The organism is Paenibacillus sp. FSL H3-0286, from assembly GCF_045040705.1.
Lineage (GTDB): Bacteria > Bacillota > Bacilli > Paenibacillales > Paenibacillaceae > Paenibacillus_AQ > Paenibacillus_AQ odorifer.
Genome location: NZ_CP150285.1, coordinates 333,681 through 357,319, shown reverse-complemented (window position 1 = coordinate 357,319; position 23,639 = coordinate 333,681). Strand labels below are relative to the sequence as shown.

At 46.9% G+C, this 23,639-nt stretch carries 24 protein-coding genes; 6 read left to right on the top strand and 18 right to left on the bottom strand.

Annotated features, from left to right (window positions below; all coding sequences use genetic code 11):
• The first annotated feature begins 92 nt into the window (after positions 1-92).
• Positions 93-965: a Cof-type HAD-IIB family hydrolase gene (locus MHB37_RS01590; RefSeq protein ID WP_076124725.1), complete on the top strand. Its 873-nt coding sequence runs from the start codon at positions 93-95 to the stop codon at positions 963-965.
• 516 nt (positions 966-1,481) lie between these two features.
• On the opposite strand, the gene MHB37_RS01585 is transcribed toward MHB37_RS01590, so the two are convergent.
• The 4 genes from MHB37_RS01585 to MHB37_RS01570 all read right to left on the bottom strand — a co-directional run bounded on the left by MHB37_RS01585 (position 1,482) and on the right by MHB37_RS01570 (position 4,630).
• Positions 1,482-2,861 carry a sugar phosphate nucleotidyltransferase gene (locus tag MHB37_RS01585; RefSeq protein WP_405168871.1) on the bottom strand — a complete coding sequence of 460 codons (1,380 nt, stop codon included), beginning with the start codon at positions 2,859-2,861 and terminating at the stop codon, positions 1,482-1,484.
• Between the two features lie 2 nt (positions 2,862-2,863).
• Positions 2,864-3,700 carry a DUF6492 family protein gene (locus tag MHB37_RS01580; RefSeq protein ID WP_076278948.1) on the bottom strand — a complete coding sequence of 279 codons (837 nt, stop codon included), beginning with the start codon at positions 3,698-3,700 and terminating at the stop codon, positions 2,864-2,866.
• Between the two features lie 248 nt (positions 3,701-3,948).
• The gene (locus MHB37_RS01575) at positions 3,949-4,305 is read right to left on the bottom strand and encodes a hypothetical protein (protein WP_340916229.1); all 357 of its coding nucleotides are present in this window, start codon (positions 4,303-4,305) and stop codon (positions 3,949-3,951) included.
• The gene (locus MHB37_RS01570; protein WP_405168870.1) at positions 4,295-4,630 is read right to left on the bottom strand and encodes a hypothetical protein; all 336 of its coding nucleotides are present in this window, start codon (positions 4,628-4,630) and stop codon (positions 4,295-4,297) included. Before MHB37_RS01570 ends, MHB37_RS01575 begins: the two co-directional genes overlap by 11 nt.
• A gap of 273 nt (positions 4,631-4,903) precedes the next feature.
• Here MHB37_RS01570 and MHB37_RS01565 point away from each other — a divergent pair, with 273 nt between their 5' ends.
• Positions 4,904-7,201 carry a UvrD-helicase domain-containing protein gene (locus tag MHB37_RS01565; protein ID WP_405168869.1) on the top strand — a complete coding sequence of 766 codons (2,298 nt, stop codon included), beginning with the start codon at positions 4,904-4,906 and terminating at the stop codon, positions 7,199-7,201.
• Positions 7,202-7,266: 65 nt separating this feature from the next.
• Here the strand turns inward: MHB37_RS01565 and MHB37_RS01560 are convergent, their stop codons facing one another.
• From MHB37_RS01560 to MHB37_RS01550, 3 genes are all read right to left on the bottom strand, one after another.
• Positions 7,267-7,851 carry a 50S ribosomal protein L25 gene (locus MHB37_RS01560; protein WP_076101172.1) on the bottom strand — a complete coding sequence of 195 codons (585 nt, stop codon included), beginning with the start codon at positions 7,849-7,851 and terminating at the stop codon, positions 7,267-7,269.
• Between the two features lie 87 nt (positions 7,852-7,938).
• Complete coding sequence (locus MHB37_RS01555; RefSeq protein WP_139330081.1) at positions 7,939-8,886, bottom strand: DUF1861 family protein; 948 nt, start codon at positions 8,884-8,886, stop codon at positions 7,939-7,941.
• Complete coding sequence (locus MHB37_RS01550; RefSeq protein ID WP_076127054.1) at positions 8,849-9,145, bottom strand: helix-turn-helix transcriptional regulator; 297 nt, start codon at positions 9,143-9,145, stop codon at positions 8,849-8,851. The genes MHB37_RS01555 and MHB37_RS01550 overlap by 38 nt, the downstream gene beginning before the upstream one ends.
• Before the next feature lie 216 nt (positions 9,146-9,361).
• Here MHB37_RS01550 and MHB37_RS01545 point away from each other — a divergent pair, with 216 nt between their 5' ends.
• The 3 genes from MHB37_RS01545 to MHB37_RS01535 are packed head-to-tail and all read left to right on the top strand — an operon-like array spanning position 9,362 to position 12,721.
• The gene (locus MHB37_RS01545; protein WP_076275948.1) at positions 9,362-10,543 is read left to right on the top strand and encodes a glycosyltransferase family 4 protein; all 1,182 of its coding nucleotides are present in this window, start codon (positions 9,362-9,364) and stop codon (positions 10,541-10,543) included.
• The gene (locus MHB37_RS01540) at positions 10,543-11,649 is read left to right on the top strand and encodes a glycosyltransferase (RefSeq protein ID WP_076219709.1); all 1,107 of its coding nucleotides are present in this window, start codon (positions 10,543-10,545) and stop codon (positions 11,647-11,649) included. The genes MHB37_RS01545 and MHB37_RS01540 overlap by 1 nt, the downstream gene beginning before the upstream one ends.
• Entirely contained in the window at positions 11,642-12,721 is a 1,080-nt protein-coding gene (locus MHB37_RS01535) for a mannose-1-phosphate guanylyltransferase (RefSeq protein WP_076127047.1), read from the top strand. Before MHB37_RS01540 ends, MHB37_RS01535 begins: the two co-directional genes overlap by 8 nt.
• A gap of 104 nt (positions 12,722-12,825) precedes the next feature.
• Here the strand turns inward: MHB37_RS01535 and MHB37_RS01530 are convergent, their stop codons facing one another.
• The 7 genes from MHB37_RS01530 to MHB37_RS01500 form a co-directional block, all read right to left on the bottom strand.
• Positions 12,826-13,062, bottom strand: a complete 237-nt coding sequence (locus tag MHB37_RS01530; protein WP_036687339.1) for a DUF6953 family protein — start codon at positions 13,060-13,062, stop codon at positions 12,826-12,828.
• Positions 13,063-13,172: 110 nt separating this feature from the next.
• Complete coding sequence (locus MHB37_RS01525; RefSeq protein WP_036687337.1) at positions 13,173-13,490, bottom strand: hypothetical protein; 318 nt, start codon at positions 13,488-13,490, stop codon at positions 13,173-13,175.
• Between the two features lie 92 nt (positions 13,491-13,582).
• The gene (locus MHB37_RS01520) at positions 13,583-14,458 is read right to left on the bottom strand and encodes an alkaline phosphatase family protein (protein ID WP_081387133.1); all 876 of its coding nucleotides are present in this window, start codon (positions 14,456-14,458) and stop codon (positions 13,583-13,585) included.
• 4 nt (positions 14,459-14,462) lie between these two features.
• Complete coding sequence (locus MHB37_RS01515) at positions 14,463-15,506, bottom strand: ABC transporter ATP-binding protein (protein WP_076307967.1); 1,044 nt, start codon at positions 15,504-15,506, stop codon at positions 14,463-14,465.
• The gene (locus MHB37_RS01510; protein WP_076186152.1) at positions 15,503-16,306 is read right to left on the bottom strand and encodes an ABC transporter permease; all 804 of its coding nucleotides are present in this window, start codon (positions 16,304-16,306) and stop codon (positions 15,503-15,505) included. The genes MHB37_RS01515 and MHB37_RS01510 overlap by 4 nt, the downstream gene beginning before the upstream one ends.
• A complete protein-coding gene (locus tag MHB37_RS01505) occupies positions 16,303-17,223 on the bottom strand; it encodes an ABC transporter permease subunit (protein ID WP_076275947.1) in 921 nt (306 codons plus the stop codon). Before MHB37_RS01505 ends, MHB37_RS01510 begins: the two co-directional genes overlap by 4 nt.
• A gap of 91 nt (positions 17,224-17,314) precedes the next feature.
• Positions 17,315-18,427 carry an extracellular solute-binding protein gene (locus MHB37_RS01500; protein WP_339245963.1) on the bottom strand — a complete coding sequence of 371 codons (1,113 nt, stop codon included), beginning with the start codon at positions 18,425-18,427 and terminating at the stop codon, positions 17,315-17,317.
• 279 nt (positions 18,428-18,706) lie between these two features.
• Between MHB37_RS01500 and MHB37_RS01495 the strand changes: the two genes are divergently transcribed.
• Positions 18,707-19,474 (top strand): hypothetical protein, encoded by a 768-nt coding sequence (locus MHB37_RS01495; protein ID WP_076304748.1) that lies wholly within the window; start codon positions 18,707-18,709, stop codon positions 19,472-19,474.
• 45 nt (positions 19,475-19,519) lie between these two features.
• Here MHB37_RS01495 and MHB37_RS01490 read toward each other — a convergent pair whose 3' ends face one another.
• Genes MHB37_RS01490 through MHB37_RS01475 form a run of 4 tightly spaced genes read right to left on the bottom strand, consistent with a single transcriptional unit; the run spans position 19,520 to position 23,621 of the window.
• Positions 19,520-20,299, bottom strand: a complete 780-nt coding sequence (locus MHB37_RS01490; RefSeq protein ID WP_341165169.1) for an ABC transporter permease — start codon at positions 20,297-20,299, stop codon at positions 19,520-19,522.
• A gap of 15 nt (positions 20,300-20,314) precedes the next feature.
• Positions 20,315-21,091: an ABC transporter ATP-binding protein gene (locus MHB37_RS01485; RefSeq protein ID WP_076186160.1), complete on the bottom strand. Its 777-nt coding sequence runs from the start codon at positions 21,089-21,091 to the stop codon at positions 20,315-20,317.
• A gap of 12 nt (positions 21,092-21,103) precedes the next feature.
• A complete protein-coding gene (locus MHB37_RS01480) occupies positions 21,104-22,144 on the bottom strand; it encodes an ABC transporter substrate-binding protein (protein ID WP_076192516.1) in 1,041 nt (346 codons plus the stop codon).
• Positions 22,145-22,166: 22 nt separating this feature from the next.
• The gene (locus tag MHB37_RS01475; RefSeq protein ID WP_076192518.1) at positions 22,167-23,621 is read right to left on the bottom strand and encodes an aryl-sulfate sulfotransferase; all 1,455 of its coding nucleotides are present in this window, start codon (positions 23,619-23,621) and stop codon (positions 22,167-22,169) included.
• Positions 23,622-23,639: the final 18 nt, after the last annotated feature.

Here is a 23,639-nt window from a genome sequence, read left to right as displayed (position 1 = left end):
TTTGGTTTTCAGAATATTAATGATAAGATACAAGTAACGTTTCAATACCCCTTAAAAAGTACCACTTTACCTGGAAAAGGAGCTCATACAATATGCTGATTGCTTTAGATATGGATGGAACATTACTGAACGAAGAAGGAAACATCAGTCCAAAAAACCGCGAAGCTATTATAAAAGCTCAGAAACTAGGTCACATTGTTATCATTGCCACAGGCCGCTCTTTTATGGATGCAGAACGTCAGCTTCGGCTAGCGGATCTGGAATGTCCAGTAGTCAGTCTAAATGGCGCAGTCGTCACATTATCTGATCGCACCCTCGCGGCAAGCACGCCGCTGAATAAAGCAGACATCATTCCCGCTCTGCGCTGGATGAACGAAATTCCGGACTTGTATTACGAAGTATACACTGAGGATAACGTTTATGTAGAGCTGAACAAACGTGTACGGTTAGAGAAATTATCTGCACTAAGCGATGAAGAAGTTCCTGAAGAAGTCAGCTGGCTGCTGAAAGCAATGATCGATCAACAGTTTCAACAAGCAGCGGTTACCTATGTGGAGAGTATGGAAGAGGTGTGGAGCAAGGAGGAAAATGTTATTTATAAAACATTGGCTTTTTCTCTAAACCGAGAGCTGCTCAAGGAAGCTTCCACCCGCTTCGCAGCTATTCCGGGCTTAATTATTACCGCCTCTCATGTAAATAATATCGAGATTAACCATGAAGAGGCCAACAAAGGCTCCGGTGTAACCATGCTTGCTGACCATTATGGTATCCCGCTAGCGGATGTAGCTGTCATGGGCGACAGTTATAACGATCAGCCGATGTTCGAGAAGGCCGGCTACCGGATTGCTATGGCTAACGCAGCGCCAATTCTTAAGGAAATGGCGGAATTCATCACCACCAGTAATGAGGAAGACGGAGTCGCGGCAGGAATTGAGCATCTTTTGAAAAGAAATTCTAAAGAATAATTTCTGCATAAAGCAGCGGATGCACAAATAGCACCGTGGGCAGTTCTGCTCACGGTGCTATTTGTGGGTTTATTTTTGCTAGGTAGGGGTCTCTCATTTACACTTTAGGTTTAGGTTGTGGCGTGCCTGTAGCTTACTTGTGGCTTGCCTATAGCTTACTTATCGCTTTCCTGTAGCTTACTGTGGCTTACCTATAGCTTACTTATCGCTTTCCTGTAGCTTACTGTGGCTTGCCTATTGCATCCCCCGTCCCTCTCAAGAATTAGTTGTACTTCGTACAGTTAAATGCCCTCTTTTAGGCGCTAATTCGGATTTAATTGCACTCTGTACACTTATATTCAGCAAATCTATTCAAAACGCAAAAATTCGCGATTTTTAACTGTACAAACTACATCTAAATCGCAAGGCATTCACTACTCCACGAAATAGTTGCACTGAATACATCTATTTCACTTCAGCCGGTCAATCTCCCCATGTCTACAACTGCCTCCGGGTTAAAGCGAACTACCTTTCCATTCATCCCAAATCATCAAGGAAGCTGTCCTCCCCCTCCCATTCGACAGACACTCGTACGTAGTCATCCACCTCAGGAAATTCCAACAGTTCAATAATAATTAATTCGAGCGCTGTAATGGCCCGCAGTCCATGCTTCGTACCAGCAGGTACCGTGACCGTGTCCCCGGCGGCAACCGCATGAAGATGGCCATTCATCCGGTATTCTCCATTCCCAGAAAGAAAAGACCAAACTTCTTTAGTATGCCGATGAAAATGGTAGCTGGTGTGCTCGCCTGCCAAAATAGTTATTTTAGAGGTCGTAACCTCAATACCTGCCGCCGTACGAGAGAAGTCCAAAATGCGTGAGGTGCCCCAGCGTTTTTCTTCAATCATCGGCTTCGCTGCAGGGCCCTCCAGCTTCTGCTTAATTCGTTTTGCCTGCTCTATCCCAGCAACCAAAATGCCATCTGGCCCCGACGCCACGATTAAACCAGGAGCGCCGATGATATGCACAGGACAAGAGAGTTCGTTGATCAAATGGGTACCTTTTGAATCCTCAGAAATACTCCCAATGCCAATTACTCTTCCTTGCAAATGGGGAACAAGTGCATCCCAGCTGCCAATATCCGCCCACACCCCAATATAGGGGATGACAACCGCTCGCCGCGTGTGTTCTAGCACCTCATAGTCAAAGCTTCGTTCTGGCAATTGATCATAATGCTCCATAAACTCCAAGTAATCTACTGGAAGATCCCGTTCCACCATACTTGAGAGCAGGTACCCTAATGAGCAGGAAAACACGCCGCAATTCCACAGTCCTCCCTGAGAAATGAACTCGGCGGCTGTCGATTCGTTCGGTTTCTCCGCAAACTGCTTAACATTTAAAAAAGACGTCCCCCCTACCCCAGACCCTTCACCCGGCAGAATATAACCGAACTGTGTAGAAGGAAATTCAGGTAAAACACCAATTAAAGCAATGTCCGCTTGTGATTCGGCAAGCACACTTGGAAATTGATGAAGCTGTTTAAAAAAAGAAGTCTCCACATACGAATCCACCGGAATGACCACTACGATCTCTTTTGAGTCCATACCCTTCACAGAATGCAGATAACTTGCCGCCAGAGCTACTGCAGTAAAAGTCCCCCGTTTCTGCGGCTCCGCTAATAAAGGGACTTGAGCACCAACGGATTTGCGAGTAATCTCCACCTGACTGCGATGAGTCACTATGCAACTTGAATCCAACAAACCTACCTCTTCCAGCCCTCTGCATACCCGCTCGATCATCGACTCCATACCGCCAGCTTCTGTTGGAAGCAGCCTTAAAAAAGCTTTTGACCTGATCTCATTTGATAGCGGCCACAACCGCTTCCCCGATCCCCCTGAAAGGAGTACGATCTGCAACCCTATCGCCCCCCTGCGCTGGATTTAGCCCCCGGTGTTCTCACATACCCCTTTCGTTTATGAAAAGACAATGATCTATACTTCTCAGCCAGCTGATTCACTTTCTGCTTGGATAGCTGTCCTGCATTCATATGGAGACCTTTATTACGCGCTTTTTGAATCTTCATTCCCTCGCGATTCTTCGAATACAGGTAATTAGCATAGGTTTCGAATTCGGAAAAGGCAAATTGCTTGGAGCGGTTCATACTGTGTAAAATAGCTCGATACCAGGGCATTTGGTGTTTTGCTTCTATCTCTCTTTTCATTTGGGCCAATTGACTGCGTTCAAACAGCATATAATGGGTCACAAATGATGATTTTGCGGTCACCTTGCGGCCCATGAGTTTCTTATAGGTTACAAAATACTGTGGTTGGCTCCAGTTCCGGCTGTAAAAGAGTGTCTTGCCATTCGCCCGAAAATGGTGGGGGGTGATCAGAACGGTATCGGCATCAATGACCAAAAAATAATCCGCTGTGCAGAGCTTGTCACCATTCAGCTTCAGCAGCTGTTGGAATAGCCAGCCGGAACGTTCCCAGGTGCGTGAGCGGTAATGAATGTCTTTTTTCGTAATCGGCAGCACCGTATTCTCATCAATAAAGGTACAGCCTTTTGTGTGGCAGAACTCAATCATCCGTTTCTTTTTGGGAGCAACAATTAATATCCGGCCGATGGGATGCTTAACCTGCTTTCTAACAGCGTCAATCACATGGGGAAGGGTCTGTAAATCTTTTTCAATCGCGGGAATCAGTACATCTATAGTAACGGCATGTCTGATGCGGGCCTTACTGGGCGAGGGCATAGGGTCATCTCCATATCATGTTTTTGCTTTAGGATATGAGCATGATAGGAAAAGGGAATGGGCATCACAGAATTGTTCAGGAGAGTGGCAAATGTGCGCTGGACAAGCCTGCGATGCGCGGGCAGAAATTTTTATATTATAAAAATAGAAACAGACCTGCACCCGGCGCCCTTTACTGGGGCAAATATGCCTCTCTTTTCGCTTATGGAGGCGGATTTGCCCTTTTCTAGGGCATTTTTGCCCCTCTTCTACGTCGCAGCTCCTCTTCTGCTCATTTCTAGGGCATATATGCCTCTCTTTTCGCTTACAGAGGCGGATTTGCCCTTATTTAGGGCATTTTTGCCTCTCTTCCACGTCGCAGCTCCTCTTCTGCTCATTTCTAGGGCATATATGCCTCTCTTTTCGCTTACGGAGGCGGATTTGCCCTTATTTAGGGCATTTTTGCCTCTCTTCCACGTCGCAGCTCCTCTTCTGCTCATTTCTAGGGCATATATGCCTCTCTTTTCGCTTACGGAGGCGGATTTGCCCTTATTTAGGGCATTTTTGCCTGTCTTCCACGTCGCTGCTCCTCTTCTGCTCATTTCTAGGGCATTTTTACCTCTCATTCCGCCCACGCAGCCACTTTCCATCCAATCTACGGGATTTATACCGTACATTCCGTCCACGCAGCCACTTTCCATCCAATCTACGGGATTTATACTGTACATTCCGCCCACGCAGCCACAATCCACCCAATCTACGGGATTTATACCGTACATTCAGTCCACGTAGCCACTTTCCAGCTAATCTACGGGATTTATACCGTACATTCAGTCCACGCAGCCACATTCCAGCTAATCTACGGGATTTATACCGTACATTCCGTCCACGCAGCCACTTTCCATCCAATCTACGGGATTTATACCGTACATTCCACCCACGCAGCCACATTCCAGCTAATCTGCGGGATTTATACCGTACATTCCGCCCACGCAGTCACATTCCAGCCTATCTACGGGATTTATACCACCGTTGTGTCCCACTCCCACACCAATCCCCAGATTTTTACTGGCCCAATATCCAACACTTTTCCTGTGCAGTAAAAAGCCTGGGATGGTATATTGTAGATTGGCTAAATTTTCGGCACATTTTAAGATGAACTCAAACATCATAGAACTAGATTTGTTGAGACCACTCTATACAGAAATAATGAAGGTGAATCTATTGAATAAGCTTTTATTTCATAATATCCCACTGGGAGCTACTGGTGAGCTGATCCCGCAAGCGGCTGTGGCCTCAGCGCAGACAAGCCAAGAGCTGGTGAAGCGGGAGGATGAGGACTCCGCTTATTTTCGCAGGCTGGAAGAAGGCGGCATCCTGCTCAACCGTCCGCAGATTTCCGCGGTACGGCATCATAAAGGGCCGCTTCTAACACTGGCCGGCGCAGGCTCCGGCAAAACCTCGGTTCTGATCTGCCGAACCGGCTATTTGTTGTCCGTGCGCGGTGTCTCGCCAAGTCAGCTGCTATTGCTGACTTTTTCGAGTAAAGCTGCGGCTGAAATGCGCGAACGGATCGCCCTTTTACCGGGAGTAGGCCCAGCGGACGTCGCGCGGCTGCAGGCCCGCACGTTTCATTCCTTTTTCTTATTTTTCTTGCGCAGACAAGGATTGCAGCAAGAGATTTTCAGTGAGACGCGGCGCCAGCACATCCTGTTGAAACAAATCATGCGTGAGCTAGGGCTACCTAAAGATGCCTATCCACCGGAAACGCTACTCTCCCTGCTCTCTTCCTGCAAGATGAACATGGGTACCGTAGAAGGCTTGCCTGAAGGAACCACCGCTGAAAAAGAAATGAAATCCATTCTGGAAATCTACGAACAATGGAAACTAGACAATTTCAAAATCGACTTCGACGATGTCCTCTTAATCGCCTATCGGATGTTGAAGGAGCGTCCTACGCTTTTGCAGGAATTGCAGATGAGATATCTATACGTGATGGTGGATGAGTTTCAGGATACCAATGCCCTGCAGTACGAGTTAGTCAAAATGATTGCTCACCCGCAGCATAATCTGATGGTGGTTGGCGACGATGACCAGACGATTTATTCCTTCAACGGGGCACGCAGTGAATTCATTCTGGAATTCGAGAAGCTGTACCCGGGAGCAAGGGTTATTACACTTGATATTAATTACCGTTCTGGTCCAGCTATAGTCGGACTCGGCAACGGTATTATCCGGCACAATACGCGCCGGCGTTCCAAAACCCTGCAAGCTGCCAAAGGCAGCGGGAGCCAGCCCCGGTATATGCGTCCCCAGACAGCAGACGAGGAAGCCGAGCAGATGGTTGAGCATATTTTAAACGAGGTTTCGAGCGGCAAAAGAGAATATAGCGACTTCGCAATGTTATATAGAGCGTCCAGCAGCAACCGGGCCGTTCTGGAATTACTTCTTTTACGCGATATTCCCTATATTGATTATGGAGAAGGCCAATTACTGTACGAACACTGGCTAATCTCCCCGGTCGTGGATCATATGCGTCTCTCCGTGAATCGGCGGAATTTTGCGGCTATGGAGAACATCCTGCCTACTCTATATATGAACCGTGAAAAAGGTATGAATCACATCCGGCAGATGGAAGCCAGACAACCAAAGCAAGGCCCACTAATCCATCTGTTGTCCATGCCCGGCATGGAGGATTTCAAGGGCACTAAGCTTAGAGAGCGGCTGGATCTAATTCGCAATATGCGCGAGTTAACCCCAGTCCAAGCGATTCGCCAGGTCCGCACGCAATTCTATGATTATTTCATCGAAGCGAATGAGCGGCATCAAGCAACCTTGCATCGCGAAACGTTAAAAGAAATGCTAGATGAACTAGAATCGTCTGCAGAGCGATTTGATAGTATTCCTGCCTTTTTGGATTTCATAGATAATGTTACGGAACGTAATGAACATAATCGTCAGCCGGGCACCAAAGAACAAGGGAATCGGATCGCGCTTATGACCATTCACAAATCCAAGGGATTAGAGTTTCCTGTGGTCTTTTTGATTGGAGCCTCTGAAGGAATTCTCCCGCATAGCTCCGCCCTGGAGGGCGACCGGCTCAAGGACCGCAAGCTGGCCGCTGCAAATAGTGGAAGTTCAAGCTTGGCTGCCCTGGAAGAGGAGCGAAGACTGGCTTACGTAGCTGTTACTAGAGCCCGGGAAGAGCTATTTATCAGTTCACCTGCGAGGCATCGGGGCAAAAAAGCAGAGGTCTCCCGCTTCATGTTATCAGCCTTCCGCTCTGCCGTTTCTTCCACAGCAACGACTACGGTGAGCAGAACAGTGACAACAAGATCCTTACCTACCAGCCGGACAACTGCGACAAGAACCCATGTCGTTCCAGTATGGAATTGTACCAGCAATACCTGTCCTGGCTGGACGCGCATGAAAGCGGGCGGAGCTGAGGATCATTTAACCTCAAAGCCCTGCCCGTTATGTAGTTCCCCTATGGCAAAGGACCAACGAGAAGTTCCTGTATGATTCAACGCAAAAAAAAGCAAGTTTCCTCTTCCCTGGAAACTTGCCTTTTTTATAAAAATATAGGTTTAAGCTGGAGTTACTACCGCTTCTTCTTCCTCTTCTTCATGCACAGTCTTGATCTGGATCATTACGGTTGACGGTTCGGTCAACACTTCAATCCCGTCCTTAAAGATCAGGTCAGAGACAAGCAATTGGTCGCCAATATCCAATCCGCTGATATCCACTTCCATGGAGGTAGGAAGATCTTCAGGCATACAGCGAACTTCCACTTCATAAATTTCAACCTGAAGCGTACCGCCTGCTTTAATCCCTACGGCTTCACCTGCAAAATGAATAGTCACCTTGCTGTCCATGCTCTTTTTCATATTTACATGTTGAAAATCAATATGCAGAATTTTGCCGGACAGGGTATCCTTCTGAATGTTCTGAACCACGACCGGAACCTCTAGCTCTTCCGATACCTTACCTTGCAGAATTGCGCGCGGATTCTTTTTGAGAATGTCCAGAAGTTCTTTTTCATTCACTTCCAACGTCAGAGTCTCTTTACCAATACCATATAATACAGCCGGAATACGTCCTTGCTTACGCGCCTGATTGATGTTGGACTTGGTGTCAGTCTTACGTGTGTTGAATTGAATAAACTTATTCATTGGGTTTCCCGCTCTCTTTGACCATAAATTCTTGTCACACTAAGTGTAACATGACCATATAATCTAGTCAAACCAACTGGAAGAATGCTAGGATTCGTATTCGTCAAAAGGGTCCGCGATCTCAATCTCATATGCTTCAGCATCACTCACCCCTACAGATAATACCGCCCGGCCTCCTCCAAGACGTTTCAAGCCACCGCTAAAGATGACATCCTCCAGTTCTTTGCGCTTGCCCGGGCCCGCCGGAAAATCACTGCGGACTGCAATTATTTTGACCGGAGTTGCTTTATAAGTCTCAGGATTCAGCGAAAAAGCCATGGCATAATAGTGTTTGTTTCCGGCACTATCGAAGCAGGCAATGTGGCCCAATACGCCCACCATTCCACCCCGCAGCAGATGAGCTTCATTGGCTCCCCCCCACTCTTCGGGCACGAATTGATCCTGAAGCACCTCGGCATCAATAAAGGTCTGCTCATTCAGTTCGTCCAGCGAAGGAATCACTGTGAACCCAATCTGCCCCCGCCCACCCCGTTCGCCCTGCGGCCGGGTAAATACGCCTACACTGCCATTATCAAGCTCGATAAGCCGGATATCCTTCATCGTGCCGGGACCTGAAGAAAAGTGGGTTAAAGAATCGATGTGATACCCCCTGTAGAATTGGGTCACCCAGGAGGTAATCCGGTGCGGATCATCCGCTGCCGTAATCACTTCCACCCCGCCCACAATAAGTTCCCCCCTGATCCGGGTCCAGCACGGGTCCTGTAAATTGTACGTATGCGTATGCGCACGAGGCCTCCAGACTCCATCATGGCATGTAAAAAAGAAGACTTGAGAGAACTCACTGTCCCGTTCCTCAACTCTTCCCATTAGTACTTCCTCCCCGTTATACATAAACGGGGCGGTTATATTATAGACATCCCGGTGCCCGACACCGGTGAACGTCAGTTTGTTTACTATGGTTGTACCGCGTCCGGCATGATATGTATCCAGAAGCTGCTTACAGGTGGCTGTCCGTGCCGGGTTCCTTGTCATCATCGTCCTCCTCATAATCATTTGAACGATCGATTACCCAATCGTTGTCTTCCGCATCCATGGCGATCAGCTCGCCGGGCTGGACATTAAAGTATACACATAATTTTAGCAGCAGATCCCTTGGATACTGCACCATCTCATTCTTGTACATTCGGCGTACTGAATCAAAGTGGTAATTGATCTCTTTGGCAAGCTTACGGATCGATAATTTCGGATCATGCCTCAGCATGACCTCGCTCAGTTTACTGCGTATGACTGGCATTCATCCACCTCCTCCCATAATATATCCGCACTCACCCAAGGAGTCAATTAAATTGACAAGATTAAATGGTCATGTTACAGTGGGATTAGGAAATAATTTGCAACATTTCTAATTTCAGAAAAAACAAATACCTTTCCCTATTCAGAAAATAAAGTCTTCTTTATTTTCTTTTTTTGTATCCAGACCAATCGCAAGACCATTAGGGAGGCTCTTTGAATGAAAAATACAGTCCGTAATCACAACATCGTGTTCCTGGGAACCAGTCTGCCGCGAGAGTGCGGTATCGCCACGTTCACACAGGATCTGCTAGATGAACTTATCCACCTTCCCGGCTTCAACCCGCCCCGGATTATTGCCATAAACAACAATGAAACCTACGCTTACGATCAGCAGGTAATACGGCAGATCGACCAGCATAATTACGCAGATTATATAGATACGGCCGATTTCCTCAACAATTCTGATACCGATTTGTTGGTCATCCAACATGAATTTGGCATCTACGGCGGAGAAAGCGGTGAATACCTGCTGCCCTTTGTCGAACGTTTGAACATTCCGTATGTTGTTGTTTTTCACACAGTGTTGACCAAGCCCTCCCCTAAGCAGCATCAGATCATCCGATGTCTGGCCGAGCGTAGCGTGCAGGTCGTGACGATGGCGGAATCAACCCTTACTGATTTATCTACTATTTATGAGATCCCAGTTTCCAAAATCACATTCATCCATCACGGTGTCCCTCAAGTGAGCACAGCTTCACGCTCCAGCCTCAAAGCACAATACGGTTATCCAGACCGCAAAATCCTCTCCACCTTCGGCTTCCTCAGTCCCGGCAAAGGGATTGAATACAGCATCGAAGCTATGCGCGGCGTGGTCAAGCGACATCCCGAAGCACTTTACATTGTCTGGGGCAAGACCCATCCGGTCGTCAAGCTGGAATCCGGCGAAGTTTACCGCCAGAAACTGACGGACCTCGTAGAAATGTTTGACCTGCAGGACAATGTCCAATTCGTCGATAAGTTGCTGACCCAAGAAGAAGTAATAGAGTCCTTGGTCATGTCAGATATTTATGTGACTCCTTATCTGGGTAAGGATCAGGCCGTCAGCGGCACCCTGGCCTACGGAGTCGGTTATGGCCGGGTCATCGTGTCGACCCCTTACCGCTACGCCCAGGAAATGTTGGCAGAAGGCCGCGGTCTACTGGCTGATTTTCATGATTCTGCTTCCTTGGAAGCCTGCATTTTGCGCTTGCTGAATAGCCCCGCCCTGGTGCAAACGATGGAAGACCGTACGTTGAAGCTCGGGCTCACTATGCGCTGGAACGAAATCGCCAAAATCTATGCCGCCTTGTTCCACAGCCATATCCAGAGCTCGGCGTCAGCTGATCGGAGCGTGATTTAATGGAAACCTCCACCACAGTACAGGCTAAACCAGGCTATCTGCGCAGAATCACGGACGATACAGGAATCTTTCAGCATACCAAGTTTGGGGTTCCGGACCGTTCCAAGGGCTACACTACCGATGATAACGCCCGCGCCCTGATTGCTGCGGTCTTAATGTACGAGAATTCCCGGGATGCCGTGGCACTCGATCTCATTCATACGTATATCTCTTTTATCTATCATTCCCAGACAGCGGACGGCAATTTTCGCAATTTCATGGATTATAACCGCTCCTTTATAGAGGATAAAGGTTCTGAAGATTGCCAGGGACGTACCTTGTGGGCACTCGGGTTCGCCCTATCGCATGCTGCTTCCCTGCCCGATAACCTGATGAATACCTGCCGGTATTTGATCAATCAGGCACTGCCGCATCTGGAAGCCTTGGGCTCACCTCGGGCTGGAGCCTATGCCATCATCGGCCTAAGTTATCTTACCGAAGCACCGGGCTCATTAGGTTATGCTTTTCCATACCCGCATACTGAAAACACGACCGAAGAAGCCGCCTTTCTGCCAAGGGCAACCATTGAGAGTCTGATCGAAAATATTGCGGTTCGGCTGCATAATCAATATACCCGCTATAAGGGGCACGGCTGGAATTGGTTCGAGGACAGCATCACTTATGGCAATTCCATGCTGCCCTGGGCTCTGCTTCGGGCCTTCCTGATCTCCGGGAATAAAGACCTGCGGGAGACCGCCAAGGAAAGCCTGGATTTCCTAGCTTCCACCACCTTCTCCAGCAAAGGTTACTATAAACCGATCGGCAGCCATGGCTGGCTGCTGCGTGATGGGCTGGCTGCACCCTATGATGAACAGCCCATTGAAGCCTGCGAGATGCTGCTGGCCTGCCGGGAAGCAGCTGTTGTTCTTGAGGACCCCGCCTATCTTACGCAAGCAGAATTATGCTACAACTGGTATCTAGGGCATAATTCCTTGGGAATCCCTCTGATCGATCCGCAGACTGGTGCTTGTTATGACGGCATCCATGCCGCGGGGCTCAACCTGAACCAAGGCTCGGAGAGCATTATATCCTTCACAATTGCCCGGTTGGTGATGCATCATGAATAAATATGCTACGATCCTAGCCGGCGGGGGCGGAACACGGTTTTGGCCCCTGTCCAGACAAGAAATCCCAAAGCAGCTGCTGAATATTAGTGGCAACGACATTATGCTAAACGATACGATTGAACGCTTCAAAGGGATTATTCCTCAGGAGAATACAGTTATCGTTACTAATCGTACCCAAGCAGTATTGTTGGAGAGTATTATGCACAGCAGCGTTCTCAAAGCTAATATTCTAATTGAACCTGTGGCGCGAAATACAGCCGCTAGCATTCTTTTTGCAGCATTATCTATAGAGAAATCTCATGGCAATTCCTTAATGGTCGTCCTGCCTTCCGATCACTATATAACGGATGAGGAACAATTCCGTCTTACACTAGACGAAGCCTGTACTGTTGCCATGGAGTCAGACAAAATAGTAACCATCGGAATCAAGCCTACTTTCCCATCTACTGGCTACGGCTATATTGCCTTTGATAAGACGCCGATTGCGACAAGCCCAGTGGCTGTATATGATGTAGATGAATTTGTAGAGAAACCAAACTTTCAGAATGCACAGAGTTATCTGGCATCCGGTAATTATCTATGGAATAGTGGGATTTTTATTTGGCAGACCTCTGTCATTATTGATAATTTCAAACGTTATCTACCTCGACTCTACAAAACCATGCTGCCCATCAGTGATTATTTGGGTACAGATCAGGAAGAGGAAGTTATTAATGCCATCTATCCAACGCTTCAGAATATTTCGATTGATTACGGCATTTTAGAGCGCTCTGATGAAGTTGTCGTGCTTTCCGGGCAATTTGGCTGGAATGATATCGGCAGCTGGGATGCACTGGGTTCAATCTTCCCTCCGGATGATGCAGGCAACATTATAAAAGCAAATCATGTGGGGATAGATACCCATAATTCAATCATCTATGGAAATGGCAGACTGATCACGACCATTGGTGTAGACGGGTTCATCATTGCGGATACTGGGGATGCACTATTAATCTGTCCCAAGGATAAAGCGCAGTCAGTCAAAGATATCGTGGAGCTTCTAAAGGAACAGGGAATGACAGAATATATCTAACTAAAAAGAATGCAAAAAGACGGGCCATTGCAGTACATGCATGGTCCGTTTTTCATCTCATTATATAAGTTGAACAGTTTATAAATGTTTTTTAAACGCCAAACCTAGGTCCAAGCCCACAAGAACCCGTCTCGATCCCAAGCAATTCTCCCGCCATGGAGTTTCCGGAAAGCTTTCTTCACTTCTTTGGAGAGTGAGGCATTGCCGTTCTCATTCACAAATACAAATTGTTCTCCAAAATTCTCTTTCACATATTCAATCGCCGCCGTCTGATGCAAGGTACCCGTAAAACGAATCTCCTTCACCATCCATTCTGCTACTTCTTGTGCGGTTATTTCCATATGGATGCGCCTCCTCTCTGTGCTTACTGCTAAAATGTGCCCTCATTATAACATGAATACAGCCCAACCGGACAAACGTCCGAATTGGGCTGTATTGAAGTCATTTTACATCATTGTGGATAGATATGGTTCGACGGATAACGGGACTTCTGTCCTCCACTCACCATCAACAGAATCCCAGTAATTAAGTGCAAGAACCAGCCCACAAAAGGAATCCATGCCAATAAAGAAGTTATAATTCCTAGCACTGAACCGTAGATAGACTCACGGTCTCTTGAAGATAAAATCAATGTAATCACATGTAGAATAAACATCAACCCCAGAACGGAATACCCCGTGCCAATAACAATAGCAGCACCCAGAATTGGAATTGCCAAAATAATTTCACAGGAACCCGTAATCCATTTCATAGCTTTAGAAGCGCTCAATAGACAACCTCCTAATTGGGTTAAATATACAAATCATTATACAAAAACCCAGCTTTCACGTATATGATTTTTCTAGTGCTAATTATTTTATTTCATACCAACGGCAAAGGTTCTTCCACTTTGTCATGAGATTGCTTCTGCACAAGTGGAGGCAAGCCCTCCTTACTCATTGCTGCCGAAGGGGCCAGCCCCAAACAGTGGCACATTAAAGGAGCCATTCGCAGCTGTGGCAGCATTTCTTCCTCTTTTTCTGAAGATAATACATCTACCCCAAACGTATATAATGGCACATTTCGCTCGGAAGGGGTTATCCCGCCGTGGTACCCATTTGCGTTCATTCCGTGATCTGCCGTAATCATAATCTTATAGCCCTGTTCCATCCAAATAGGCAAAACAGTGGCCAGCAGACCGTCGGCATTACGCACTGAAAGCTCATATTCTTTACTCTCGCCGCCATAACGATGCCCGGCGTCATCTATATTCATGGAGTGAATGTATAGGAAATGCGGATCATAGGCACTCCGTAAATACACCGCGTCGGCAAACACATGACTGTCGGGATAGTGATCCTCGAAATAAAAGCTGCCATGCTGAATGGGCTTCATCACATTGTGCTGATGGCGATCAGCCAGCGGATCAAAAGGGGCCGAATTATAAAGCTCACTGACCCAATGATAGGCGACAGCAGCTGTGCGCAAATTAGCGGCCACTGCCAGATGGAATACGCTCTCTTCATGGCTTGGTCTCACAATATGGTTAGCCGTAATTCCATTTTTGGTCACAGGTGTCCCCGTCAAGAGTACTTCATAAAGCGGGCGTGACAGACTAGGCAATTCCGACTTCACTCGGTGACATGATATTTTCCCCTGCTCCACCAAATGCTCCATATACCCCATATATTCACGTGCGGCCTCATATCTAAGTCCGTCCAACACTACCACAATAAGTTTATTGTTCATTTCAGTCATCTTATTACGCTCCCTCTCGTTCCAGATGCAGCAGCTCAGAAGGGTTCAGAGCCAAGGTGACGTTAGCCCCTTCCACCAGCCTCAGCCAGCGTCCGTCATTTAAAAGATCAACCGTTAAGCAAATGTCTTCTACCTCTACCGTACACCTAATAATATTGCCCAACACGGAGACAGATTTAATGATGCCATCCACCAGTTGCACTCCGGCAGCAACCTCGTGAAGTCCCGCGCCCTCATGCAGCAGCGTAACCGCCTCAGGCCGAATAGCAAAGCGGTCCTGCGTGCTATCTATCCCCCGGAACAACGTCATCACTTCTGATCGGGTCAATACATTGTAACTGCCCATAAACCGGGCAACGAACTCTGTCCGTGGTGCGGAGTACAACCCCTCAGGTGTGCCATCCTGCACAATCCGGCCACCGTTCATAATACAGATGCGGTCAGAAAGAATCAGCGCTTCCTCCTGATCATGTGTCACGAATAGTGTCGTCATGTTAAACCTTTTTTGGATATCACGAATTTCTGCACGTAAATTCTTGCGTATCTTAGCATCTAGTGCGCTTAAGGGTTCATCCAGCAGCAATACTTTGGGCTGCACCGCTAGAGAACGAGCCAGCGCTACCCGCTGCTGCTGTCCACCGGAGAGGGACTGCGGATATACATCCCGTTTATCTTCCAGATCGACCAATGCCAGCAATTCCGCGCAGCGATGATGGCGGGCTGATTTCGATAATCCCCGCATTTTCATTCCATACTCGATATTTTGGCTCACCGTCAGATTGGGGAACAAGGCATAAGACTGAAACACCATTCCTACCTCGCGCTTACGGGGCGGCAAACTTCCCAGATCTTTATTTTCCAAAAGAATTCTGCCGCCATCCAGCTCTGAAAGACCGGCTATGCAGCGTAGCAATGTGCTTTTTCCACAACCGGAGGGGCCTAGCAGTGTTACAAGTTCACCTTCACGGATCTCCAAATCAACATTGTCTAACACACAGGTATTCCCAAACATTTTGCATACACCCTGCAGCTTTAGATAATCATTCATCCCTTAACGCCCCCTCCCATCTTTTTACCGAGCTTCATGAGTACCATCGAAAGAATTAGAATAAACAGAAAATAAGAGATCGCAATCGCGCTGGCTAAATGTCCACTTTCACCAACCCTTTGATATAGATATACCTGAATCGTCTGAATATGTCCGCCAACTAACATGTTCGTAAGGACAAATTCGCCGAATAGAACTGAAAATGATAACAGTGTAGAGACGATAACCCCAGGCCATATATTAGGCAAAATCACATTCACGAAGGCCGTTCTTCGGCGGGCACCAAGCAGCTCCGCAGCATGCAGCAGTTCAACGGCATTAACCGTTAACAGACTATTGCGAATGCCCTGATACATATAGGGAAGGATGACCACAAAATATGCCCCCACTAATAAATACGCTGTTCCAGCGATATCAAAGGGTCCAGAAGAATAGGTACGAATAAGACCTACCGCAGCCACAACACCAGGCACCGCATAAGGCAAAACAACAATACCTTTCATAAAGCTCTCCCAACGCGGAAAATAGAGGGTGATGACAAAAACAGCTGGCAGCATCACGGCCAGACTCAGCACCACGCTGATCAGGCATAAATAAAGCGAGGTCCAAAGCGCCTCCAGAAAGCGAATATCCTCAAACATTTCCCCAAACCAATTCAGCGTCCAAGCTCGGGGCAGCAAGGTATTCTGCCAATCTTGTGCAAAAGCATAAATGCCCGTTGCCAAAAGAGGAAGCAGCAAATACACCATGAGCAGCAGCATGAAGGTGCGTGGAGCAAAGCCTGCTTTACGTATATTCATTGCCCTGCCTCCTCACGAGCTGTCCATAAACGCCGGGAAGCTTTGATTTTCACATCCGGTTTACTGAGTGCTTTCGTTCCGAACCTCTCCGCACGCCGCACCATTAAATGGTTCAGATAAACCGCCAAAATCGTAGTCAGACCAAGCAGAACAGCAAGCGTACTCCCCATTTGTGGCTGTGTAACCACATCTCCGGCAACCAGTGAACCGATACGTACCGCCAACAGATTGTAATTTCCGCCAACCAATGCGTAAGCCGTGGCATAAGCCCCCATTGCATTAGCAAAAAGAATTCCAAGTGTGCCGAAGATCGCCGGAGTTAGAATAGGCAGGCCAATCGTCTTCCAGAACTGCCAAGGCCCAGCCCCCAGTAAGGACGCTGCCTCTCTCCACTGCTCACGAATTCCGTAAAAGGACGGGTACAAAAGCAGTAAGGCTAACGGAACCTGAAAGTATACATACACCAGTATTAGACCTGACCAGCTATATAGATCAAAATCGGCAAAAACACTCCAGCCCCACTGTTTAAATAAGAGTGTAAACACCCCATTATTTCCGAGCAAAATGATATAAGCAAAAGCCAGCGGAACACCTGCGAAGTTAGAGGTCATATTCGACAGCATCAGAAGTCTATCGCGTACTCTCGGGGTAAACCGGGTAATGCAATAAGCACAAAAAAGTCCGACAATGATCCCTATCAGACTTGAGGTTATGGAGATTAGCAGACTGTTCTTAATCGCCTGCATGTAATAGGCACTTTGCAACGCATGCAGATAATTGCCTAACGTAAATCCCGTTCCGTCCGCTGTGCGAAAGCTTCCCGTCAACATGGATAGTATAGGTACCAGTTGAAAGGCTAACACCATTAGTGCAAATGGAATAAGTGCCAGGATCACACCGCGGCTTCTTTGTTTCATCTTACTCGCTCCTTGTCGCGGGAATAGAACAAAGGCGCCTTACGGCATCATGACGAAGGCGCCCTGCTTCTTTTTTAGGGAGAAATGAATACTAATTCAAATACACAAGCACACGTTCCTGCCACAATTGAGGAATGGTTTTTGCCGTCTCTTCCCATACCTTGTAATCACCAACAGGCTTAGCGTTGACGTATTCTTCTTTTGGCAGCAGCTTAGCTGCAACATCATCCGGCAACGTTACACTGTCACGGATCGGACGAGCGTAACCTTTGGCAAGATTAATCTGTCCTTCATCGCTAAGGATGTATTGACGTGTAAGCTTCGCCGCGTTAGGATGCGGCGCATATTTGTTGATGATCGTGGCATACCCGCTCACGACACTGCCTTCCTGGGGAATGGCTACTGCGAAGCCATCTTTGTTGATCTGGTCTCTATAGTTCAAAGCGTTGAAATCCCAGAGCAGGGTAACTTCTACTTCCCCTTTTTCAATGTTGGCAAGGGAAGCTTCTGCATTGGAGAGACGTCCGTTTTTAGCTAAATCCTCGAAAAAAGCAATCCCCGGTTCAATGTTCGACTCATCGCCACCAAAGGCAATCGCTGCGGCCAATACAGCCATCTGTGCTTGAGCAGCCTTGGTTACATCACCAACGATGATTTTGTAGTTACCGTTCTTCAGATCTTCCCAGCTCTTCGGTGGATTCGCCACGAGCTTAGTGTTAGTCAGAAAAGAAATGGTGCCTTGATAGCCGACGATCCAATTCCCGTCCTTATCCTTAGCCCAATCGGGGATTTCATCCCAGTAGGATGTTTTATAAGGCTGGGTTACCCCTTTATCCACGGCAACCGAGCCAAACGCAATCCCCACATCTCCGATATCGGCCGTTGGTTTGTCTTTTTCCGCATCAAACTTGGCAATTTCCTCCGCGCTCGACATATCGGTATCCGAATGTGTAAGACCATACTTACTGTTCATATCACTCCATGTATCTTTCCAGTTCGCCCAGGAATCCGGCATTCCTACACTGACGATACTGCCCTCTTCTTTAGCTTTACTCTCGATCTCAGTCAGACTTAATTCTTTGGTGCCAGCCTTTCCATTCGTTGTTTCTTCAGCCTTGGCTGAATTTCCACAAGCAGCAAGCAACAGGACGAGCAAGGATAACATTAGACCCATCGATAATTGATTTTTGATCCCTTTTTTCATGATTTCCCCTTCACTCCTATTTCTTATTTGCGGGCTTCTTTATGTACAACTGTTAGGCACCCAATTGCAGTATAGGCGTGTACTATTTTCGCGGCATTAAGGAGAATAGGAATATTTGTAAATAAAAAGAAACGACCTGTCGTCTTTTTTAGATGACCGCCGTTTCCCTTAGAAATGTTTTTATGAAAATAATTACATTAATTACACTAAAATAGAACTTTACTGATGTATAGTAGTATTTATTCATAATAAGAAATGACCCTCAGAGGAGCTTGAAAAATGCCGTTTACAAAAATTCAGATGGTAACAGGTTTATTTCTATGTACTTTGCTTATCTCAGCTTGCAACAATGCAGCTACTCCTCCTAAAAATAACACGCCAGATACAAGTAATAAAATCATTCAAATAAACAGTGATCTTTACACCCTCCCATTACGTGATCAGAATACAGAACAATACAACTACGCTGTCAATACCTCTGCCGGTATCGTATGGTTGCCAGCCCCAAAAATGAACATTGCCCCTGGAACAGAAGCAAATCCATTTTATTTTCCAACAGAGCCTTTCACTTTCTATTTAAGTTCTCCTAATGAAAAAACACTAGCTGTAGAAAAGTCCAAGAAGCTATTGACGTTACCTTTAAATGATGGCGATGCTGTTCTGGTGGTTAGCGGCGTTTTTGGATTAGATGATTATATCCTCTATCATACCTTTTCCATTTTCACTGATGGCGCTCAGCCGATACGAGAACAAGCTTGGGTGATGAAAGTAGACGATCCAACATCTAATAAAGAAATTGCTCAATTCCATTCATCTGGAGGTAAATTTTATAGTTATGCAGTTGATGAAAAAGAAAAACTTTATCTATCGGTTTCCATACTTCCTGGAAATGCAGATGGTAGCTATAGTTACGAAGTTTATATTTATAATCTTCTGACTGGCAACAAAGAAAAAATAAATGATTATTCTCTTAATCCCTCATCACTGGATTCCATCCAATTTAATTACAATGACAAAAAATATTCGTATAAACTTCAGTCCAAGTAAAAAACTGCCCGACATTTCCAGGCAGTTTTACATGTATGAATATAACTACCGTCTACGCGCTGCCACACTGACAACACCGTATCTGTAAAGCACCTTCTTACCGAACCAGCCAAAAAGCCGATCCGTAAAGAAGCCCATAAAGCCAAGGCAGAATAACCCGACAAAGATCCAATCCGTACGGAAAAACAACCGGGAATTCCAGATCAGATAACCTACACCTTCGTTCGAAGCAATCATTTCCGCGCCGATAATCGCCATATATGAGGTGCCCATCGCTAACCGGATACCCGTAAAAATATAAGGGATCGTCGCCGGAACGACCACATGAATCAGAATTTGCCACTCACTGGCGCCCATACTGCGGGCTGAGCGGATTTTGTCCTCTTCCACGGACATCACACCGGTTAAAGTATTCAGCACCACGATAAAAAAGGTAGCGTACATAATTAACGCAATCTTCGACTGCTCCCCAATACCAAACCATACTAGGAACAAAGTAATGAATGCAATCGGCGGGATAAAACGGATAAAGTTCAGGAAAGGCTCCGCAAAAATACGGATCAAGTTCACCTTCCCAATGATTAGTCCTACGGGAATCGCCAGTAAACTGCCGAGTACCCAACCAATGAGCACCCGGTAAAAGCTAATTCCGATATATTGCAGCAAGGTTCCGTCTTCCAGCAGCTCCCTTCCGCCTTTAAGTGTACTCCATGGTCCGGGGATCACATCGGGGCTATAGATTACAGCTCCAAGCTGCCAGACGCAGAGCGCGGTAATCCATAGAAGGGTTACGGAAACCCACTTCTTCTCCACCCATTTTCTCATCTGTCTCACCCTATCCTATTCTTCGAAATGACCTTGAATTTGATTGTATAACGAGTAGAATTCCGGTGAGGTTACGTCCCGCGGATACGGAAGTGTATTGTCATAAATATCCGTAATATTAGAGGACGGTCCTACTGACATAATACCAATTCGTTCTCCCAGCAATAACGCCTCCTGAATATCATGAGTTACAAAAATCACCGTCTTATGTGTCTGGCGCCAAATATTGACCAATTCCTTCTGCATCGTTCGGCGCGTCATCGCATCCAGTGCACCAAATGGCTCATCCATCAGCAGAATCGCTGGATCATTCGCCAGCACCCGAGCCAGCTGAACACGCTGCTTCATACCCCCAGACAGCTCCTTCGGGAACTTCTCCTCATGCCCGTTCAGCCCAACAAGCCCGATGAACCTATCCGATATTGTATGCCGTTCCACCTTTGCGATTTTCTTCATCCGCAATCCGAACTCCACATTCTGACGAACGGTTAACCAAGGGAATAAGGAGGAATCAGCCTGCTGGAACACAACCGCCCGATCTCTGCCGGGCTTATTCACCTCTACATTATCCACCCGTAGATGCCCACCGGATTTGGAGACAAAGCCGGCGATCATATTCAGCAGTGTTGATTTCCCGCAACCACTCGGCCCGAGCAGAACGAAGAATTCGCCACCTTTAATTACGAGATCTACATCTTTTATAATGTAGTGAACGTCCCCAGCAGTCGGTTCACTGTAGCTTTTACGGAGCTGCTCAATATGAATGGTATGCTGCTTAGCAGATAATGACATGCTGAACTCCCCCTATTTCTTGTACGTAACCTCTTCTGGCAATGCCTTCGCCAGCGGCTCGAGATTCAGTTTGCTATCCAGATCAAAATCCTTCTCAATGATTCCGTTGTCGACCATATATTTCTTTTGCTTGGTCAAACTGTCATACGCTGCTTGAGTAAATCCTAGTGCCCACGGATTATTCGGCAGATCTTTTATCGTTGATTCCTTAGGCTGCTTCACTTCCTTATACATCAGATCAGCAACCTCATCTGGGTGAGCCTGAGCATAGGCTCCGGCTTCATTCACCGCTGCTAGGAAATTTGCTATACCTTGCGGATTCTTAGTCGCAAAATCATTTCCCGTTACAATCCCCATCCCCAATCGAACCGTGGTTTTAGACATATCTGTCAGTTCATGAACACCTTTAAGCGCGTAGAGCTTATCATTCAGAACCGAACCATAAAACCATGCTCCATCCACAGCACCTTGCTTCAAAGCGATATAAGCTTCATCAAAGGCACCCTGTCCTATCAACTCCACATCACTGAGAGCAGCATTATGCTCTTTCAAATATTCATCCCAAAGGTACGGAATGAAGGTACCGCGTATGAAACTCAGCTTCTTCCCCTTCAAGTCTTCAGCCTTCTGAATATCGTCCTGTACGAACAATTTCCATTCAGTGGACGCTTCATCAGTCGCTAATCCCGCCGAGGCGATAATAGCATAATCGCCCTTCGCCACTGCGTTCAGCAAGGGGAAGTCTGCCCCGAAAGCCACATCCACCTGTTTAATAAAAAGGGCATTTACACCTTCCGCAGGGGAACCAAAGTTGACCAGTTCAGCGTCAATCCCGTGTTTGGCAAAGATGCCTTTATCTAGTGCCACCCGAAAAGTGGGATTCGTATTGATGTCAGCAATTTTTATCTTTAATGTCTCTGCTTTGCTGTTCGCCGCTCCCTCTTTAGCGGCATTAGAGGCAGCCGCGTCGCCCTTGGAGCTGCAGCCCGATAAAAGGATAACCACTGATAAAGATAAGAGCAGAAAGCTTGAGCTGATCCATGATTTTTTCAACCGACACATCTCCTCAAATTTGTTAATTTACCTTGCGGCTGCTGCCTTCATCCGTCGTCGCCACACAAGCAGCTCCTTCAACAAATGGCAGGGTTGTCGCCACACTTACCACAGAATCCGATCCTTTAGGTGCAGACCCCGGGACTCTGAACTGCGTTACGTCTATTGGCTCAATCGCTTGTTCAACTGGCGTTTCCAGCTGTGGTACCCATGCATAAGGCACACGGTAGGAACGATAGACCATGTTGGTATTTCTGGAGTCCGTAAATGGCGAAATATATTCCCATACCAGTTCATGTTCTGGCGTAACCTCAAAGAGTCTGCCGTTAGAACCTTCTGTAATTAAGGTGTTGCCATTCAAAAGCCGTTGAGCTGAGCTGATATATGGACTGTAGAATTTATAAGAATCGGTTGGGACAGAGAAACCTGCTTCTGCCGCTGTATATTGCCACTCAATCTCAAGGGTTACGGGATTAATCTCCAGAATTCGCGAGTGGTCGCGGAGTGCATTTTTTTGCCCAAAAGGAGAAGATGGATTTGGAAGACCATAACCGCCCCAGCCCCCGTTATCGAATACAAGTAAGTTGCCTTCTCCCGGCAAACCTTTCGGAATGATGTGCGCATGATGCTGGCCAATGATCCAGTCGATATGCTTCACTTCTGGCAGCGAGTAATCCGGACCGATTCTCCAAACGATGGCTCCGGTACGCTTATCCGTGATCGCAATAATATTTGCTTCACGCGCATCCCAGATCACGTTATCCGGATGGAAACGCTCATCCCCTGCATCGTAAAACTTATTGGGTCCTACATAAGAAGCCGAATTGATATGCAGCCAGTCTCCAACACCACCACCTAGATTTCCGAAAGAGCGTGAGTTAGGATCACGAAATAGTACATTTTTGGCCGCTTCATCAAAGCCTAGCTCATCAAAATGTTCATTTGGAGCCCACTCCCAGACGATATTCCCCTCCCAGTCCACCTCAAGGATCGTGTCATCAAGCAATTGTTTGTCGGAGATTTGAGGATTGTAGATGTTTTTATGAGCAAGAATTAGCGTTTTTCCACTGTCTACCTTGGGTTCAAGCCCCGGTGCAAAATATCCGACCGGATTGCCTTCGCGCTGATAGTCATGATGTTGGCGGGCATACCAGAGGGGTTCATAACCCGGATCTTCTATATGTTCATAGCTGTTATATTTCCACACGATGTTCCCATCCCAGTCCACCTGTACCAGATCTACATTATCCTGTATTCCGAATTTAGGATCTCTTCTTCCTGTGCTGCCCAGCACATAACCACCCGGGAAGATTTTAGCCGGAAATCCAAGCAGCCCCTTCCACAAATGCACCTCTTTACCGTTCATATCAATCAGTACAACACCTTCTTCACCAGCTTGAAATACGGTATAGCCACTCCAGGCTTTGTTAGGGTTATATACGGTTGCTCCAGTTGGATAAATGGTTGAATGTCCCATCGTTCATCTCTCCTACGT

What these genes read in the sequence shown, in the direction of transcription:
- MHB37_RS01545 (WP_076275948.1), top strand. Translation starts at nt 9,362, where the DNA reads ATGAAAAATACAGTCCGTAATCACAACATCGTGTTCCTGGGAACCAGT.
- MHB37_RS01550 (WP_076127054.1), bottom strand. Translation starts at nt 9,145, where the DNA reads ATGCCAGTCATACGCAGTAAACTGAGCGAGGTCATGCTGAGGCATGAT.
- MHB37_RS01515 (WP_076307967.1), bottom strand. Translation starts at nt 15,506, where the DNA reads ATGAATGATTATCTAAAGCTGCAGGGTGTATGCAAAATGTTTGGGAAT.
- MHB37_RS01555 (WP_139330081.1), bottom strand. Translation starts at nt 8,886, where the DNA reads ATGATGACAAGGAACCCGGCACGGACAGCCACCTGTAAGCAGCTTCTG.
- MHB37_RS01570 (WP_405168870.1), bottom strand. Translation starts at nt 4,630, where the DNA reads ATGTGGCTGCGTGGGTGGAATGTACGGTATAAATCCCGTAGATTGGAT.
- MHB37_RS01535 (WP_076127047.1), top strand. Translation starts at nt 11,642, where the DNA reads ATGAATAAATATGCTACGATCCTAGCCGGCGGGGGCGGAACACGGTTT.
- MHB37_RS01575 (WP_340916229.1), bottom strand. Translation starts at nt 4,305, where the DNA reads ATGAGAGGTAAAAATGCCCTAGAAATGAGCAGAAGAGGAGCAGCGACG.
- MHB37_RS01530 (WP_036687339.1), bottom strand. Translation starts at nt 13,062, where the DNA reads ATGGAAATAACCGCACAAGAAGTAGCAGAATGGATGGTGAAGGAGATT.
- MHB37_RS01490 (WP_341165169.1), bottom strand. Translation starts at nt 20,299, where the DNA reads ATGAGAAAATGGGTGGAGAAGAAGTGGGTTTCCGTAACCCTTCTATGG.
- MHB37_RS01505 (WP_076275947.1), bottom strand. Translation starts at nt 17,223, where the DNA reads ATGAAACAAAGAAGCCGCGGTGTGATCCTGGCACTTATTCCATTTGCA.
- MHB37_RS01580 (WP_076278948.1), bottom strand. Translation starts at nt 3,700, where the DNA reads ATGCCCTCGCCCAGTAAGGCCCGCATCAGACATGCCGTTACTATAGAT.
- MHB37_RS01500 (WP_339245963.1), bottom strand. Translation starts at nt 18,427, where the DNA reads ATGAAAAAAGGGATCAAAAATCAATTATCGATGGGTCTAATGTTATCC.
- MHB37_RS01540 (WP_076219709.1), top strand. Translation starts at nt 10,543, where the DNA reads ATGGAAACCTCCACCACAGTACAGGCTAAACCAGGCTATCTGCGCAGA.
- MHB37_RS01590 (WP_076124725.1), top strand. Translation starts at nt 93, where the DNA reads ATGCTGATTGCTTTAGATATGGATGGAACATTACTGAACGAAGAAGGA.
- MHB37_RS01520 (WP_081387133.1), bottom strand. Translation starts at nt 14,458, where the DNA reads ATGACTGAAATGAACAATAAACTTATTGTGGTAGTGTTGGACGGACTT.
- MHB37_RS01495 (WP_076304748.1), top strand. Translation starts at nt 18,707, where the DNA reads ATGCCGTTTACAAAAATTCAGATGGTAACAGGTTTATTTCTATGTACT.
- MHB37_RS01560 (WP_076101172.1), bottom strand. Translation starts at nt 7,851, where the DNA reads ATGAATAAGTTTATTCAATTCAACACACGTAAGACTGACACCAAGTCC.
- MHB37_RS01510 (WP_076186152.1), bottom strand. Translation starts at nt 16,306, where the DNA reads ATGAATATACGTAAAGCAGGCTTTGCTCCACGCACCTTCATGCTGCTG.
- MHB37_RS01485 (WP_076186160.1), bottom strand. Translation starts at nt 21,091, where the DNA reads ATGTCATTATCTGCTAAGCAGCATACCATTCATATTGAGCAGCTCCGT.
- MHB37_RS01475 (WP_076192518.1), bottom strand. Translation starts at nt 23,621, where the DNA reads ATGGGACATTCAACCATTTATCCAACTGGAGCAACCGTATATAACCCT.